Genomic DNA, 16,169 nt, shown 5'->3' on the forward strand with positions numbered 1-16,169 from the left:
GCGCGGCGGCGTGACGCTACAGGTCGATGCGCATCAGGTCGTGCGCCAGGCGCAGCGGACCGTCGTAGTTCTTGCGTATGTCGGCCACGATCTCGTCCATCAGGTGCGGCCCCATCAGCTCCACCGGCAGGTGCTTGGCGGCGGCGCGCCGGAGCACCGGGCTGGTGGAATCGAAATGGCCGAAATGCGTGGCCACCAGGCTCTTCACGTTGGCCCGGCGGGCGATCTTGCCCAGGTCCGTGGGACTCGTGTGGGCATAGGTCCCGACGCCGGTCTTGGCGCGGTGGGCGATGAAGGACTCGGGGAAGGTGCACTCGTGGATCAGCAGGTCGGCGTCCTGGGCCAGCCGCACCATGGCCTCGCAAGGCGCCGTGTCGCCGCTGAAGGCAATGACCTTGCCCTCGGCCTCGACGCGCACCCCGAAACATTCGCAGATGTCGCGCGGGATGTGCTCGACCCAGTCCACCGAGATCTTCACCTTGTCGTCCTCGAACACCACGCCGGGCTGGACCTCGCGCACCTCGGGCCGCGCCGCCTCGATGTTCTGCTGGCGCACGGGATAGGCGCTGCGGGCGCGGAAATCGGCCTGGAACGCGCCGTGCTCGAACAGGTGGTCAACGAAATGCCGGGTGCCCTTGGGGCCCAGCACCAGCGGCGCGCCGGTCTTGTTCAGCATCCAGCTGGAGATGACGAAGTAGGGATAGTCGCAGATGTGGTCGTGGTGCAGGTGGGTCAGGAAGACGAATCCCACCGTGGCCGGGTCCACGTTGGCGCGCACCATCTGCCGCGTGGCGCCTTCGCCGCAGTCGAACAGGTAGTGCCGGTGGTCGTCCAGCGTCAGGAGGATGGCCGACTGGCCTCGGTCGGGGTCCGGCAAGGCGGCGCCGGTGCCCAGCATCGTGATCTTCATCGGGGTCTCGCGGGTAGGGGGAAAACGGGCCCAGTGTAGGCACGCAGTGACTACCAATGCATAAATTCTTAGAATCAAGTGAAAACCAATAGGAATCACTCTTTGGACACCGCCTACCGTATCCCTACCGTCCGTCAGATACGTTCCAGGCTGCGGCTGCGCCACCTGGACCTGCTCGAGGCGCTGCACGCCACCGGCAGCGTGCACAAGGCCGCCGCGCGCCTGGGCATGACCCAGCCCGCGGCCAGCAAGCTGCTGGTGGAACTGGAAGAAGCCTTCGGCGTGCCGCTGTTCGTGCGCTCGCGCCGCGGCATCTCGCCCACGCCGTATGGCGAGACGCTGGTGCAGAAGGCCGGCGTGCTGCTGGCGGACCTGGACGGCGCGCGAAACGAGATCGAGGCGCTGACCCGCGGCGCCACCGGCCGGGTGCGCGCCGGCGTGCTGCAGGTGGTGCTGCCGGTGCTGGTGCCGCGCGCGCTGGCGCGCATGCACGCGGCCCATGCGGGCATCACCGTGATGATCCAGGAAGGCACCAACGACCTGCTGCTGGCGGCGTTGGCGCGGGGCGAGCTGGACTGCATCATCGGGCGCCTGATGCAGGGCGCCTCGCAGGCCATGTTCCGCACCGAAGTGCTGTACGACGAACCCATCTACGTCGTCGCGCGGGTCGGGCATCCGCTGGCGCGCTCGAACCGCGTGACGCCCGCCACGCTGGCGCGGCAGGCGTGGATCCTGCCCCCGCCCGACGCGCCGCTGCGCCAGCGCATCGATGCCTATTTCGCCGAACAGGGCCTGACGCTGGGCGTGCCGCTGGCCGAATCCGTCTCGCTGCTGGCCAACGAGGTCCTGCTGCGCAACACCGACGTGCTGGCCGCCATGCCCCGCGGCGTCGCGCGGCACTATGCGCGGCTGGGGATATTGACCATCTTGAACTTCCGGCCGTCGTGGGCCTTGCCTTCGGTGGGGGTCGTGCTACGCTCGGACGTGGCGCCGTCGCCCGCGCTGGAATTTTTCCTGCGGGCGGTCCGCGAGGAAGCCGCCGGACTGCGCCACCAGGCGGAACAGGAGTAAATCCTGGCGCCTGGAATCGCCTCATCCCGCACCGTGGATCATCAACGGACAGGAAACGAACTCTTCCGTTTTGCACGATTGATTGCCTGACAGTACGCGCCTATATTGCCGACAAAGGCCACGCCACAGGAGCTGCCATGTCCGCCTCGAGCGCCCACCGTCTGCCCACGTTCTTCATCCCCCATGGAGGCGGTCCCTGCTTCTTCATGGAATGGCCCGGCGATCCCCACATGTGGGACCGCATGGCCGCCTTCCTGAAGGGACTCGCCGCGTCGGCGGGCGCCCGTCCCGACGCGGTGCTGGTGATCTCGGGCCACTGGGAAGAGGACGACTTCACCGTCAACGCCAGTCCCAACCCGCCCCTGCTGTTCGATTACTACGGCTTTCCCGAGCACACCTACCGGCTGCAATACCCGGCGCCGGGTTCGCCCGCGCTGGCCGGCCGCGTGCGCGAGCTGCTGGGGCAGGCGGGTATCGCTTCGGGCTCGAACACCGAGCGGGGGCTGGACCACGGCGTGTTCGTGCCGTTCAAGCTGATCTTTCCCGACGCCGACATTCCTGTCGTCCAGTTGTCCATGAAGACCGGCCTGGACCCCGAGGCCCATTTGGCGGCGGGCCGCGCGCTGGCGCCGCTGCGCGACGAAGGCGTGCTGATCGTGGGCAGCGGCATGAGCTTCCACAACATGCGGGGCTTCGCGCCGGCGTTCAAGCCGGCCTCGCAGCGCTTCGACGACTGGCTGGCCGAGACCGTGGCGCTGCCGCGCGAGGCGCGCGAACGGGCCTTGGCGAACTGGACCTCGGCGCCCGACGCGCGCGTCTCGCAGCCCCGGCCCGATCACCTGCTACCGTTGATGGTGGCGGCGGGCGCGGCCGGCGACGACCCCGGCAGCCGCATTTTCCAGGATGAAGTCATGAACGTCATCGTCTCGGCTACCCGGTTCGGGTAGGGAAACCCACCCCCTACGCCCTTCGGGCGCCGTGGTCCTGGACACAGTCTTTTTCACCCGCGTGTCACTCTTGAAGGAAAATAGCCAATGCAGACCTCCACCAACGACACCCTCACCGTCTGGGCCCCCCGCGCGCAAGCCGTCATGCGCATCGTCATCGCCTACGTGTTCCTGCAGCACGGCACGGCCAAGTTCTTCGACATCCCGTCGCTGGGCATGCAAGGCATCCAGCTGTTCTCGCTGATGGGCCTGGCCGGCGTGCTGGAGATCGGCGGCGGCCTGCTGATGATCCTGGGCCTGTTCACCCGGCCGGTGGCGTTCATCCTGTGCGGCTTCATGGCCGTGGCCTACTTCATGGCGCATGCGCCCAAGGCCTTCCTGAGCCCGCTGCAGAACGGCGGCGAGCCGGCGGTGCTGTACTGCTTCGTGTTCCTGCTCTTCGCCGTGGCCGGCGCGGGCGCCTTCAGCATCGACGCGTCGCGCGGCAAGGCCTGAACGCTTGGACACGCTGGTCAGCATGAAGGTGTTCCGCCTCGTGGTCGAGGCGGGCAGCTTCGCGCGGGCGGCCGGACAACTGGGGATTTCGCCGGCCATGGCCAGCAAGCACCTGGCCCACCTGGAACGCAGCCTGGGCGCCCGCCTGCTCAACCGCACCAGCCGGCACGTCAGCCCGACCGAGGCGGGGCAGGTCTACTTCGAGCAGTGCTGCGAAGCGCTGGACCTGCTGGACAACGCCGAGGCCACCCTGCAGGACAGCCATGCCGAGCCGCGCGGCCAGTTGAAGATCACCGCGCCGGTCTGGTGCGCCAACGGCCGCTTCGCCGGCATGCTGGCGTGCTACCGCGAACGCTACCCGCGCGTGGTCATCGACCTGCGCCTGAGCAACTACAAGGTGGACCTGGCCGAGGAAGGCTTCGACCTGGCCCTGCGCGCCACCACCACGCAGAACGCGCCATCGCTGATCGTGCGGCCGCTGTGCGAGGTCCGCTTCGTGCTGGCGGCCTCGCGCGACTACGTGGAACGGCACGGCCCCTTCGAGTCGCCCGCCCGGCTGGCCGACCGTCCGGCCGTCCTGCCCGCCTACATCAAGCGATCCGAGGAAATCCCCCTGCTGGGACCCGGGGGACCCTCGACGCTGCGCGTGCCCACGGCGCTGAAGACGGACGACTCGTCCCTGGCGCGACACAGCCTGTTGGCGGGCATCGGACCCGGCTACCTGCCGGAATGGCTGATCGCCGACGACCTGGACAGCGGCGCGCTGGTGCGCCTGCTGCCGCAGTACCGGCCCCCTTCGGTGACCCTGTACGCCGCCTATACCAGCCGCAAATTCATGGCGCCCAAGGTGCGGACCTTCATCGACTTCTTCAGCGAGGCATTCGCCTAGGGGCCTGTTCAGCCCTGCCCCGGGTGCACCACGGCCATCCAGATCGGTTCGCTGCGATCGAGCATGACCCGCAGGGCCCGGTTCACCTCGGCCAGCGGGAAATGATGGGTGATCAGCGCATTGGCGTTCAGCCGGCCCGATGCCAGCAGTTCCAGCACGGCGTCGGTATCCGATCGCGTGCAGGCCCGGGTGCCGACGATCTTCCAGCACATCTGCATGGCTTCGGCCACCGTCAGCGACAGCGGCACGGCGTTGCCGCCCATGTGCACCAGCGTGCCGCCCAGCGCCAGCGCGCGCAGTGCCTGCATCGTGCCCGGGCCGCCCGGGAAATAGTCCAGCACGGCATCCGCGCCTCCCGGCAGCACCTCCCGCAGCCGGCGGGTCAGGCCCTGGCTCTCGGCCCAGTCGGGCGCCAGTTCGTCCAGCGCGACCAGCTCCACGGGCAGGTCGCCCGCCAGCGGCCGCAGCGCCTCCAGGCGTTCGCGCGACCGCGCCACCAGCACCAGGCTGCGCGCGCCGTAGAACCGCGCCAGCAGGATGCTGGCCGTTCCCATGGTGCCGGTGGCCGCGGTGATGACCAGGCGCCCCGGCTCGGGAATGGCCGCGCACTTGAGCGCGCGCACGGCATTGGCCAGGTCGTGCACCTTGGCGCCGACGTCGAAGCCGACGTTGTCGGGCAGGGGGTCGACCAGCCAGTCCGGGGCGCGCGCATACTCGGCCAGGCCGCCGTCGTGATAGCGCGCGTAGAGCTCCAGCTTGCCGGTGCCGAACGCGGCGTGCCCGATCATGGCGGTCTCCGCGCACAGTTGCTGGCGGTCGGTGCGGCAATAGACGCAGTCGCCGCAGGACAGCATGGGATGCACCCGCACCCGCCGGCCGACCAGCGAGGCGTCGGCCTCGCGTCCCGCCGCGACGACCACGCCGGCGATCTCGTGGCCGGGCGTGGACGGCAGGTGCTTGAAGCGGCCGCGCTCGAGCAGCTTCATCATGCCGGGCGCGATGCCGGCGGACGCGACCTTGATCAGCACGTCCCGTGCGCCGGGCTCGGGCACCGGCACCCGCTCCAGCCGCAATTCGGTCGCGCCCTGGTGGGCGCGCGCGGCAAGCATGTCGCTCATATTGCTGTCCTTGTGTGTCAAGTCGGTTTTCCAGGGCGCAGCGCGTCGATTTCCGACGGCGTCATTCGCTCGGCCTGGCGGGCGCCTTGCGCCACCTGCGGGATGGGTTGGGTCGAGACCAGCGACAGATGCGTGCTGGGCTCCGCGTGGATGCTGGCGAAGGCCACGGCGCGGGGAATGCGGACGAAGTCCCCGGGCGCCAGGCGCAGCACGCCCCGCTGGGTCACCAGCGTGCGCGTACCCGAGACCTGGTACTGGATCTCCTCGGCGTTGCGCAGCCGGCGATAGACGTGTCCGGTCGAGGCGGCGGCGGCCGTGGTTCCGATCATGGCCGTGGGGCCGCGATACAGCCATTCGCTGCCCGATCCGATGCGCAGGACCTCCAGCCGCTCCTGTGTTTCATCGGCATGGGACAGCAGCAGCCGTTCGTCGATGGGAGACAGCGCCACGTCCTGGCCCGGGCCGGCCACGCCTTCGGTGACGAGCTCGTTCAGGGGCGCGGGCGACCAACCCGGAAACGGCGGGATCCTGGCCTCGGAGCGACGGTCCACCGCGCCCAGGCGCTCGACCGGACCTGGCGCGTAGAACAGCAGGTGGATGTCGCGGCGGCCGTAGTTGTCGTGGGCCACGCCGTCGGGCAGCCGGGCGAACTCGCCCGGCGCCACGTCCACGCTGCCCAGTTCCGTCATGATGGTGCGGTCGCCGCACACCTGGAACGAGATCTCGTCCACGCCGCAGTTGCGGTGGTAGAAAGGCTGGCGGGCATTCATCGTCTGCCACTCTATCCGCATGGCCGCGCTTTCGTAGACCCCGCGCGGGGGCACGAAGGGCTGGTCCACGTACCCGGGGGGAAAATGCACCGCCTCGACGGGCGGGTACGCGCGGGGAGGGCGGCCGCCGCCCGGCAGGGGTTCGGCCAGCAGCAGTTCCTCGCGACGGCGCAGCACGCGGGGCGGCGCGTCGAAAGGAAATGCCTCCAGGTATTCAAGGACTTCGGGCACGGCGGTCTCCTTCGGGGCGGGCGGGAACGAGCGGCTCAGGCCAGCAGCCCCGCCTCGCGGTAATAGCGTTGCGCGCCCGCATGCAGCGCGATGGACGGCCGGGCCATCCTGGCGGGATCGATGGGATAGGACAGCGGACTGCGCTGCGGCGGCAGGTGGCGGTACTGGCGCTCGATGGCCTCGCGCGTCTCCACCAGGCACCAGGTCAGCAGATGCGCTACCTCCTCGTCCATGTCGTCGCGCACCAGCACCAGGAAGTCCGAGAAGTCCAGGGCCTCCACCGGCGTCTCGAGATTTTTCCAGTAGCCTGCGGGCAGCGCGTTGGCCGGGAAGCCGTGATCGGCGCGCAGCCGGGCCAGGGCGGAAGGTTCCGCGGACAGCGGCACCGCCAGTCCGGACTCGACGATCCGCGCCCACCACGGCGTCATGATCGCTTCCTGCAGCACGCCGTCCACCTCTCCCGCCTCCATGCGCGCCAGGCTGTCGCGGGGATTGGTGTCCTCGACGTAGGATCCGCCCCAGGCCGCCAGCGTGGCCTCGTCGATGCCGTGGGCCGCCATGAACAGGCGGCTTATATAGCCGATGAAGTTGGTTCCGTCGTTGCGCGACGTGGCGATGCGCAGGGCCGGCCGGCGGCTGCGCAGTTCCTCGAAAGAACGGATACCCAGGTCCGGGCGCAGCGCCAGCACCATGCGGTCGTTCTGCGGCAGCACCGCCAGCGAGCGCAGGTTGGGCGCGGCGCGTCCCTGGAAGATGGACTGGCCCGTCAGCGCGGCCGGCATCAGCATCGCCGGCGTCACCAGGCACAGGTCCACCTCGCCTTCCTGCACCAGGTCGATGGCCTCGATACCGCCGGCGCGTATGCTCCATATGGCCACGCGGCTGCGCGGGCCGGCGCGCTTGCAGAACTCCTCGCACAGCCAGGAGCAGATGCGGTGGAAGTTCGCCTGGCCCCAGTCGCCGACGAAGCGCAGGTGGTACGAGCGGGAAAGTGCGGGTTGCATGAAGGAACTCCTATTCGACCTTGACGTGGGCGTCCTGGATCACCTTCGCCCAGAATGCATTCTGCTCGCGCACCAGTGCCCCGAAGGCCTGCTGGTTGCTGTCCACCGGCTCGAAGCCCAGTTCCAGCAGGCGGCTGCGGATCTCGGGACGCGCCAGTACCTTCTGCACCGAGGCGGCCATCTTCGCCGTCAGCGCGGCGGGCGTGCCGGCCGGCACCAGCAGGCCGCCGAAGCCGACCACTTCGAACCCGCCGTAGCCCGACTCCTTCATGGTCGGAATGTCGGGACTGATGGGCGAGCGCGTCGAACCGGTGCTGGCAAGAATGCGCAGGGTGCCCGCCTGCACGTGCGGCAGCAGGTCGGAGTAGGACGCGAACACGCTGGAGATGCGCCCGGCCGCCACGTCCATCACCGCGGGCGGGATGCCGGTGTAGGGCACGTGCAGCATGTCGATGCCGGCCTGCTGCATCAGGATGACCATGTTCAGGTGCGGGGTGGAACCCTGGCCCGGGCTGGAGAACGACAACTGGGCGCCAGGCCGCGCCGCGTACGCGGCGAACTCCTTGACTGTCTTGACGGGCAGCCCGGCGTTCACGCCCAGCCAAAGCTGGGCGGTGAAGAGCTGGGCCACCGGCACGAAGCTGGCCACCGGGTCGTAGCCGGCCGAGCGCAGCAGGTGCGGCGCCTGCACGTAGGGTGTGGTGCCCAGCAGCATGGTGCGGCCGTCGGGCGGCGACTTGGCCACGTGGGCGGCGCCGATGACGCCGGAAGCGCCGGCGCGGTTGTCCACGACCACCGGCACGCCCCACTCCTTGGACAAGGGTTCGGCCACCAGTCGCGCGGCGTTGTCGAACGAGCTGCCGGCACGGCCGGACACCACGATGGTCACGCGGCCACCGTCGAAAGGCTCGGCCGCCGCCGGCACCGCGCCCACGAACAGCGCGGCGCATGCCAGGACCGGCAGGCAGGCCAGCACGCGGCATGCGCGCCGGCGCGCGCGAACGCCAGAAATGTCTGATTCCATGGTTGTCTCCCCTTTTCCCGGGTGGTTTGTCGTGCGAATACTGGAATCCGGGCGGGAAGCGGTCAAACGGAATTCTCGCCGGCTGAGACAACGCAAACGGCTGCCGTCGCCGCCCCCGCGTCGGCGCATCCCCATGGGGTAAACGAGCCTGGATATCCGAACAGGCGTATCGTTGCCAACATTGCTTCCTGGAAACACGCTTTGAACACACCTGCTCCTGCGCGCCGCCCCGGCGGCGGCCTGGCCACCCTGCGCACCCTGCTCCCCTACCTGTGGCCGGCCCACGCGCCCCGGCTGCGCCTGCGCATCGTGGCCGCCCTGGCACTGCTGGTCGCCGCCAAGGTCGCCAACGTCTACGTCCCCATCTTCTACAAGTCGGCGGTGGACGCCCTGGGCGGCACGGCGGCCGCCGCGCTGGCCATCCCGGTGGGGATGATCCTGGCCTACGGCGGCGCCCGCGTCCTGTCGCTGGTGTTCTCGGAACTGCGCGACGCGGTGTTCGCGCGCGTGGCGCAGAACGCCATCCGCGTCGTCGGCCTGCAGGTGTTCCGCCACCTGCACGGGCTGGCGCTGCGCTTCCACCTGGCCCGCCAGACCGGCGGGCTCACGCGTTCCATCGAGCGCGGCACGCGGGCGATCAGCACGCTGCTGTCCTACATGCTGTTCAACGTGCTGCCCACGCTGTTCGAGATCGGGCTGGTCACCGTGATCCTGTGGCACATGTTCGACGCCTGGTTCGCGCTGGCGACCCTGGTCACGGTGGTGCTGTACATCGCCTACACGCTGCTCGTCACCGAATGGCGCACGAAGTTCCGGCGCCAGATGAACGAGACCGACTCCGAGGCCAACACCAAGGCCATCGACAGCCTGCTCAACTACGAGACCGTGAAGTACTTCGGCAACGAGGAACACGAGGCGCGGCGCTACGACCACGCGCTGGGCCGCTACGAGCGCGCGGCGGTCAAGAGCCAGGTCAGCCTGTCGCTGCTGAACATCGGCCAGGCCGCGATCATCTCGGTCGGCCTGACCGTGGTGATGTGGATGGCGGCGCGCGGCATCGTCGCCGGCCGCCTGAGCATCGGCGACTTCGTGCTGGTCAACGCCTACCTGCTACAGCTCTACCAGCCGCTGAACTTCTTCGGCTTCGTCTACCGCGAGATCAAGCAATCGCTGATCGACATGGACCGCATGTTCGAGCTGCTGTCGGAAGACCGCGAGATCGCCGACGAGCCCGGCGCGCCCGACCTGCGCGTGGACGGCGCCACCGTCGAGTTCCGCCACGTGGTGTTCGGCTATGATCCGCGGCGCCTGATCCTGAAGGACGTCAGCTTCACCATACCCGCGGGCAGGACGGTGGCCGTGGTGGGCTCGTCGGGCGCGGGCAAGTCCACCCTGAGCCGGCTGCTGTTCCGCTTCTACGACGTCAGCGGCGGCGCGATCCTGATAGACGGCCAGGACATCCGCAAGATCAGCCAGTCCAGCCTGCGCGCGGCCATCGGCATCGTGCCGCAGGACACCGTGCTGTTCAACGACACCATCTACTACAACATCGCCTACGGGCGCCCGGGCGCGACCCAGGCCGAGATCGAGGAAGCCGCGCGTCTGGCCCACATCCACGATTTCATCCTGGCCATGCCCGACGGCTACCAGACCGTGGTGGGCGAACGCGGACTGAAGCTCTCCGGCGGCGAGAAGCAGCGCGTGGCGATCGCCCGCACCATCCTGAAGCGGCCGGCGGTGCTGGTGTTCGACGAGGCCACCAGCGCGCTGGACACGCACACCGAACGCGAGATCCAGGGCAACCTGCGCGAGGTCAGCCGCGGACGCACCACGCTGACCATCGCCCACCGCCTGTCCACCATCATCGACGCCGACGAGATCATCGTGCTGGACGGCGGCCGGGTGGTGGAGCGCGGCCGCCACCACCAGTTGTTGACGCTGGACGGGGTCTATGCGGCCATGTGGCGCCGGCAGCAGGAAAGCACCGCAGGCGGCGACGAGCTCAAGCCCTACCAGGCCGCGGAGCAGGCCACCTGATTCGATCCGGTCAGGCGGCCGCGGCGTCCTGGAGCGTGGCCTGGAGCGACGCCACCAGCGCCTCGGTGTCGCGCGCGGCCAGCCGCGCCTTGTCGAACAGGTTGCTGCCCATGCCGACGATATCGGCGCCGGCGCGGTAATAGGCGGACATGTTCTCGCGCGTCACGCCCCCGGTCGGGCAGAACAGCGTGTCGGGGAAGACCGCCTTCACCGCCGCCAGGTGGCCCGGGCCGCCGGTGCCGGCGGGAAAAATCTTCACCACGTCGGCGCCGGCCGCCTTCGCCGCCAGGATCTCGGTGGGCGTGAACGCGCCCAGCATGCTCAGGGCGCCCGCCGCGCCCGCCAGTTCCACCAGCGCCGGCACGACGCCCGGCGCGACCAGGAAATCGGCGCCCGCTTCCAGGGCCGAGCGGGCCTGCTCGGCATCCAGCACGGTGCCCACGCCTATCAGCACGTCCGCGTGGCCGGCCCGTTCGGCCTCGGTCCGCAGCGATCGCAGGACATCCAGCACGCCGGGAATGGTCCAGGTCAGCTCGATGCCCCGGCAGCCGGCGCGCAAAGCCACCTGCGCGGCGTAAAGGGCGGTCTCGGCGTCCTGGTAGCGCAGGACGGGGATCAGCCGCGCGGCCCGCAGCACGGCCCAGCGCTGCTGGGGGATGGAATCGGCCATGTTCGTCGTCCGGGAAGAATCCGACACAGGCTAGCATGGCGCGCGGCGCGCGCCTGTAAGGGGCGGCAACACGCGCCGCTAGCGGGCGGACGGGGATACGGCCCTGGATGCGCGCGGCCGCAGGGTCCAGGCCGCCGCGGCGGCCAGCGCGGCCACGGCGCCGCCGATCGACACGCCATGCCAGCCGGCATGCGCGTATAGCCAGGCCGATGCCAGCGAGCCCAGCGAGCCGCCGATGAAGTAGCTCGTCATGTAGGCCGCCGTCAGGCGGCCGCGCGCCTCGGGGCGGATGCGATAGATGGCGTTCTGGTTGCTGATGTGCGAGGCCTGCGCGCCCAGGTCCATCAGGATCACGCCGACCACCAGCAGCGCCACGGAATACTGGCCGAGCACGATGGGCAGCCACGACACCAGCAGCACCGCCAGGCCGAAGCGCGTGGCGGTCTCGCCCCTGCCGCGGTCGGCCAGCCGCCCCACCCGGGCGGCCGCCAGCGCGCCGGCCGCGCCCGCCAGGCCGAACAGGCCGATGGTGAAGGTGGAATAGCCGAACGGCGGCGCCGACAGCAGGAAGGCCAGCGACGTCCAGAACATGGCGAAGCTGGAAAAGGTCAGGGCGCCGAGCAGGGCACGGGTGCGCAACACCGGCTCCTGGGCGAACAGCGCCGCGATCGATGCGATCAGCCGGGGATACGGCATGCCGGCCGCCTGCGCCGGATGGTGCGGCAGCGAGCGGCGCAGGATGAAGGCCAGCGCGGCCATCAGGAGCGCGGCGATCCCGTAGACCAGGCGCCAGTTGCCCAGCGCCGCCACCAGTCCCGCGAAGGTGCGCGCCAGCAGGATGCCCAGCAGCAGGCCGCTCATCAGCGTGCCCACCACCCTGCCGCGTTCGTTCGGCGCCGCCAGCGTGGCGCCGAAGGGCACCAGCACCTGGGCGACCACCGAGAACAGCCCGGCCACGGTCGTGCCGGCCAGCAGGACCGGCAGGTTGCCGGCCAGCGCGCTGGCGCACAGCCCGCCGGCGGCCAGCAGCGTCATCACGAAGATCAGGTTGCGCCGGTCCAGCAGATCGCCCAGCGGGACCAGCAGGAACAGTCCCACCGCGTAGCTGACCTGGGCCGCTGTCACGATGGAGCCGGCCTCGGGCACGGACAGGCCGAGGTCGCCGGCGATCACGTGCAGCAACGGCTGGGCATAGTAATTGGCCGCCACGGTCAGGCCGGTGGCGATGGACATCAGCCAGACGAGGCCGGGACTCAGGGAAGGGGAAGAAGCGGATGCGGTCATGACGACATTATTCCGCACGAAGCCTTATCTGATCCAACGCCGGCGGGCACGTTTTCCGCTGGTAGACTCGATTCCCCAGCCATTTTCGAATCGATCCATGCAAGAACTCGACAGCACCGCCCCCCTGGAAACCGTACTCGTCCGCGTGACCGGCAGGGTCCAGGGCGTCGGCTATCGCCTGGCCACGGTCCGGCGCGCCCACCTGGTAGGCGTGGGCGGCTGGGTGCGCAACAATGACGACGGCTCGGTCGAGGCGCTGGTGCAGGGCACGCCCGACCAGGTCGACCAGATGCTCGAATGGATGCGCCAGGGCCCGCCCCAGGCGCGCGTGGACGACCTGGCGAGCGAGCGCCAGTTCATCGACCGGCGGTTCGCCCGCTTCGAGCAGCAATGATCAGCCCAGCTTGACGTTCACGTTCTTGGTGTAGGTGAACTCCAGCAATTCGGCGAAGCATTCCTCGCGGCCGATGCCCGACTGCTTGACGCCGCCGAAGGGCGCGCCCAGGAAATGCTGGCTGGTGTTGTTGATCCACACATAGCCCGTCGTCATGCGCCGTGCGGCCCGGTGTGCCGTGTCCAGGTCGCGGGTCCAGATCGATCCCGTCAGCCCGAAATCGACGCCGTTCACCTGCTCGAACAGCGCATCCTCGTCGCGCCACTTGAAGACCGACAGGATGGGACCGAAGACTTCCTCGCGCGCCAACCGCATGTGCGGCTGTACGTCGGCGAACACCGTCGGTTCGAAGAAGAACCCCTGCGCCAGCGCGGGGTCGGCGGGCCGCTTGCCGCCGCTCACCAGCCGCGCCCCTTCCTCCAGGGCGGAAGCGACGAAGCCCTCGACCTTCTGCAATTGCGCCCGGCTGACCAGCGCCCCCATGGTGGTGGCCGGGTCGATGGGGATGCCGGGCTTGTGGCGCTCGGGCAGCAGGCGGGCCACGGCCTCGAGCACGCGGTCGTGGATGGACTCGTGCAGGAAGACCCTGCTGGTGGAGCCGCAACTCTGGCCCGACCAGGTGAAGTTCATGCCACCGATGATGCCCTGCACCAGCTTGTCGAGATCGGCATCCGGATAGGCGATCAGGGCGTTCTTGCCGCCCAGCTCCAGCAGCACGGGCTTCAAGTCGCGGGCCGCCGTCTCCATGACCGCCTTGCCGGTCGGCACGCCGCCGATCAGCGTGACCTTGCGCACCAGCGGATGCCGCGACATGGCGTCGCCGCATTCGCGGCCGCCGCACAGGAAGTTCACCACGCCCGGCGGGAAGATGTCGCCCACCAGCTCGGCCAGCCGGATGATGGACAGCGGCGCCTGGTCGGGCGCCTTGACCACCACCGTGTTGCCCGCGGCCAGCGGCGCCGCGATGCGCAGCGCCGCGAACATCAGCGGATGGTTGTAGGCGACGATGCGGGCGATCACGCCCATGGGCTCGCGCACGGTGTAGTTCAGGTTGCCGTCGCCCATGGGTATCGTCTCGCCCTTGACCTCGGCGGCCAGGCCGGCGAAGTACTCCAGGCCGTCGGCGGCGAAACCGGCATCGTTCAACAGGGCGGAGACGGGATTCCCGTTGTTCAGCGAATCGAGCTGCGCCAGCGGCAGCGCGTGTTCGCGCAGGACGGCGGCGGCGCGGCGCAGGTAGTCGGCCCGGCGCGCGGGCGGCAGGCTGGCCCAGGCCGGAAACGCGGCCTGGGCCGCGCGCACGGCGGCGTCCACGTCGTCCGCGCCCGCCACCGGAGCCTGGGTGATGGCTTCGTCATAGGCGGGATTGATGGTGTCGGCATACAGGCCGGAGGCCGGTTCGTGCCAGGCGCCGCCGTAGTACAGGCTGCGCCGGGTGGGAAGTATGCCCGGGGGGATCTCGTGAGCACGCATGGAAGACTCTCTTGAAAAAAGCGGAAGCTAGTGGCTGGAACGGGTCAGGCCCGCGGTCATGGCGGGGTTGTAGCCGGGCTGGACGATGGCATCGACGACCACGATGCCGCCCTGCCTGACCGTCGCGACGGCCTCGGCCAGGACGCGCTCGAGCTCGTCCGCGCGCCGGACCGGCCCGATGCCGGTCAGCCCCTGTGCCCGCGCGATCGCCGCCAGGTCGGGGGCGGGCTCGTCGATCCGCTGTCCTACCCAGCGGTTCTCGACCGGCCGGCCGCGCTGGCGCGCCACGCGTTCCTGGTGGACCTCGTCGTTGAAGAACGAGCGGTTGTTGCAGACGATCATCAACATGGGGATGCCGGCATGGGCGGCCGTCCACAGCGCGTTCACGCCCATCATGTAGTCGCCGTCGCCGATCAGCGCTACCGGCAGGCGATCGCCGCCCTTGAGCGCCAGCGCCGATCCGATCGCCATGCCGGGGCCCGAGCCCACGCCGCCGCCGCCGTCGTAGCCGACGAAATCCAGCGGATGCCGGAAGTCCCAGAACTCGCCGCTCCAGCTGAGCGGCAGGCGCGTCAGGCACGTCGGCGCATCGCCCAGCACCTTGCGCAACACGGCGGCCACGGTGGGCACGGTCATGGGCGCGGCCGGGTCTCCGGGTATTTCGGGGCGCCGCACCGGCGCCGCCGCAGGCGCCTGCTCGCGGCGCGGCGTCACGTGTTCGTTCAGCAGCGCGACCGCGGGTTCGGGTTCGGACAACAGGAAGAGATCGACCGGCGGCAGGCCCTGGTGGTCCATGCTCCAGCCGTTGTGGCTGTAGTGGTCCACCGACACCTGGATGACGCGGCTGCCCACCGGGTCGGCGCCCCAGGCCTGCTTGAGCGTACCCGCCAGGTCCAGCCAGTCCAGGCTCAGCACCACGTCGGCCTCGCGCAGCACCTTCTGCGCCTCGGGATGCAGGAACATGCCGCTGGGCGCTGCATGCAGCGGATGATCGGTGGGGAAGGCGGCGCCCACCTTCAGGTCGGTCAGCACCTGCGCCCGCAGGGTCTCGGCCAGGCGCACGCGCGCGGCCCAGCCTTCCTCGGAGCGCGACACCCGTCCGGCCAGGATGACGGGGCGCTTCGCCTGCGACAGCCAGGCCGCGGCCTGCCGCACCTGCTCGTCCGCCGGCCGGGCGGGCGGCGGCGGCAGGTAGCGGGCGGGATCGGGCAGCGGGATGTCCTCGTCGCAGCGCGCCTCCTGCACCGCCGCATCCAGACAGACGTATACCGGGCCGTGCGGCGCCGTGGTCGCGATCTGGCGGGCGCGCAGCAGGGCTTCCAGCGCGGCGGGCACGGACGCGGGCTGGGCGTCCCACTTGACGAAGTGCCGCACCAGGGCGCCCTGGTCCTGCGCGGTATGGATCCAGTCTATCCACGGCCGGCGCTTGGCCGCATCCACCGGCCCGGTCGCACCCAGGATGATCACCGGCGCGCGGTCCACCCAGGCATCGTAGATGGCCATGGACCCGTGCATCAGGCCCACGTTCGCATGCAGCGCAGCGCCCAGCGGCTTGCCGGTCACCTTGGCATAGCCGTGCGCGATGGCGACCGCGTGCTCTTCGTGCAGCACCACGATCATCTGCGGCTGGCGGTTGCCCAGGTGGTTGACCAGGCTGTCGTGCAGGCCGCGATAGCTCGACCCCGGGTTCAGGATCAGATAGGGAATGTCCAGCTCGCGCAGCAGGTCGGCGATCCTGTCGCTGCCCCATGCCACGCCGTCGTGTTCCCACGGCTGGGGTTCATCGCGTCGCACCAGCGATTCGGTGGAGGACTTCATGGTGTTTCCTGTGTATGAAGAAAAAGGCGGGGAG

At 69.7% G+C, this 16,169-nt stretch carries 15 protein-coding genes; 6 read left to right on the top strand and 9 right to left on the bottom strand.

The features are described 5' to 3' along the window. Positions 1–16: 16 nt before the first annotated feature. The gene (locus tag CDO46_RS13450) at positions 17–910 is read right to left on the bottom strand and encodes an MBL fold metallo-hydrolase (RefSeq protein WP_087838969.1); all 894 of its coding nucleotides are present in this window, start codon (positions 908–910) and stop codon (positions 17–19) included. 102 nt (positions 911–1,012) lie between these two features. Between CDO46_RS13450 and CDO46_RS13455 the strand changes: the two genes are divergently transcribed. From CDO46_RS13455 to CDO46_RS13470, 4 genes are all read left to right on the top strand, one after another. Then, complete coding sequence (locus CDO46_RS13455) at positions 1,013–1,981, top strand: LysR substrate-binding domain-containing protein (RefSeq protein WP_087838970.1); 969 nt, start codon at positions 1,013–1,015, stop codon at positions 1,979–1,981. 137 nt (positions 1,982–2,118) lie between these two features. Continuing rightward, complete coding sequence (locus CDO46_RS13460) at positions 2,119–2,928, top strand: class III extradiol ring-cleavage dioxygenase (RefSeq protein WP_087838971.1); 810 nt, start codon at positions 2,119–2,121, stop codon at positions 2,926–2,928. A gap of 87 nt (positions 2,929–3,015) precedes the next feature. Beyond that, the gene (locus CDO46_RS13465; RefSeq protein ID WP_087838972.1) at positions 3,016–3,423 is read left to right on the top strand and encodes a DoxX family protein; all 408 of its coding nucleotides are present in this window, start codon (positions 3,016–3,018) and stop codon (positions 3,421–3,423) included. Positions 3,424–3,427: 4 nt separating this feature from the next. Next, positions 3,428–4,312, top strand: a complete 885-nt coding sequence (locus tag CDO46_RS13470) for a LysR family transcriptional regulator (protein WP_087838973.1) — start codon at positions 3,428–3,430, stop codon at positions 4,310–4,312. Positions 4,313–4,320: 8 nt separating this feature from the next. Here the strand turns inward: CDO46_RS13470 and CDO46_RS13475 are convergent, their stop codons facing one another. The 4 genes from CDO46_RS13475 to CDO46_RS13490 are packed head-to-tail and all read right to left on the bottom strand — an operon-like array spanning position 4,321 to position 8,459. Then, positions 4,321–5,430: an alcohol dehydrogenase catalytic domain-containing protein gene (locus tag CDO46_RS13475; protein ID WP_087838974.1), complete on the bottom strand. Its 1,110-nt coding sequence runs from the start codon at positions 5,428–5,430 to the stop codon at positions 4,321–4,323. Between the two features lie 17 nt (positions 5,431–5,447). Continuing rightward, positions 5,448–6,431, bottom strand: a complete 984-nt coding sequence (locus tag CDO46_RS13480; protein WP_087838975.1) for a hypothetical protein — start codon at positions 6,429–6,431, stop codon at positions 5,448–5,450. A 35-nt stretch (positions 6,432–6,466) separates the two neighbouring features. Beyond that, the gene (locus CDO46_RS13485; protein WP_087838976.1) at positions 6,467–7,435 is read right to left on the bottom strand and encodes a TAXI family TRAP transporter solute-binding subunit; all 969 of its coding nucleotides are present in this window, start codon (positions 7,433–7,435) and stop codon (positions 6,467–6,469) included. 10 nt (positions 7,436–7,445) lie between these two features. Further along, on the bottom strand, positions 7,446–8,459 hold the full coding sequence (locus tag CDO46_RS13490) for a tripartite tricarboxylate transporter substrate binding protein (protein ID WP_176400734.1): 1,014 nt from the start codon (positions 8,457–8,459) through the stop codon (positions 7,446–7,448). A gap of 201 nt (positions 8,460–8,660) precedes the next feature. Between CDO46_RS13490 and CDO46_RS13495 the strand changes: the two genes are divergently transcribed. Next, complete coding sequence (locus tag CDO46_RS13495; protein ID WP_254914601.1) at positions 8,661–10,496, top strand: ABC transporter ATP-binding protein/permease; 1,836 nt, start codon at positions 8,661–8,663, stop codon at positions 10,494–10,496. A 10-nt stretch (positions 10,497–10,506) separates the two neighbouring features. On the opposite strand, the gene CDO46_RS13500 is transcribed toward CDO46_RS13495, so the two are convergent. Then, positions 10,507–11,166, bottom strand: coding sequence for a bifunctional 4-hydroxy-2-oxoglutarate aldolase/2-dehydro-3-deoxy-phosphogluconate aldolase (locus CDO46_RS13500; RefSeq protein WP_087838978.1), 660 nt, complete (start codon positions 11,164–11,166; stop codon positions 10,507–10,509). Positions 11,167–11,244: 78 nt separating this feature from the next. Continuing rightward, on the bottom strand, positions 11,245–12,450 hold the full coding sequence (locus tag CDO46_RS13505; RefSeq protein ID WP_087838979.1) for an MFS transporter: 1,206 nt from the start codon (positions 12,448–12,450) through the stop codon (positions 11,245–11,247). A gap of 97 nt (positions 12,451–12,547) precedes the next feature. Between CDO46_RS13505 and CDO46_RS13510 the strand changes: the two genes are divergently transcribed. Further along, the gene (locus CDO46_RS13510) at positions 12,548–12,844 is read left to right on the top strand and encodes an acylphosphatase (RefSeq protein WP_087838980.1); all 297 of its coding nucleotides are present in this window, start codon (positions 12,548–12,550) and stop codon (positions 12,842–12,844) included. Here CDO46_RS13510 and CDO46_RS13515 read toward each other — a convergent pair whose 3' ends face one another. Together CDO46_RS13515 and CDO46_RS13520 are read right to left on the bottom strand one after the other, a co-directional pair. Further along, positions 12,845–14,317 carry an aldehyde dehydrogenase family protein gene (locus CDO46_RS13515; protein WP_087838981.1) on the bottom strand — a complete coding sequence of 491 codons (1,473 nt, stop codon included), beginning with the start codon at positions 14,315–14,317 and terminating at the stop codon, positions 12,845–12,847. It abuts the gene before it with no gap. A gap of 27 nt (positions 14,318–14,344) precedes the next feature. Further along, a complete protein-coding gene (locus tag CDO46_RS13520; protein WP_087838982.1) occupies positions 14,345–16,135 on the bottom strand; it encodes a thiamine pyrophosphate-binding protein in 1,791 nt (596 codons plus the stop codon). Between the last annotated feature and the right edge of the window lie 34 nt (positions 16,136–16,169).

The sequence above is a fragment of the Pigmentiphaga sp. NML030171 genome (genome assembly GCF_002188635.1).
GTDB lineage: Bacteria > Pseudomonadota > Gammaproteobacteria > Burkholderiales > Burkholderiaceae_B > Pigmentiphaga > Pigmentiphaga daeguensis.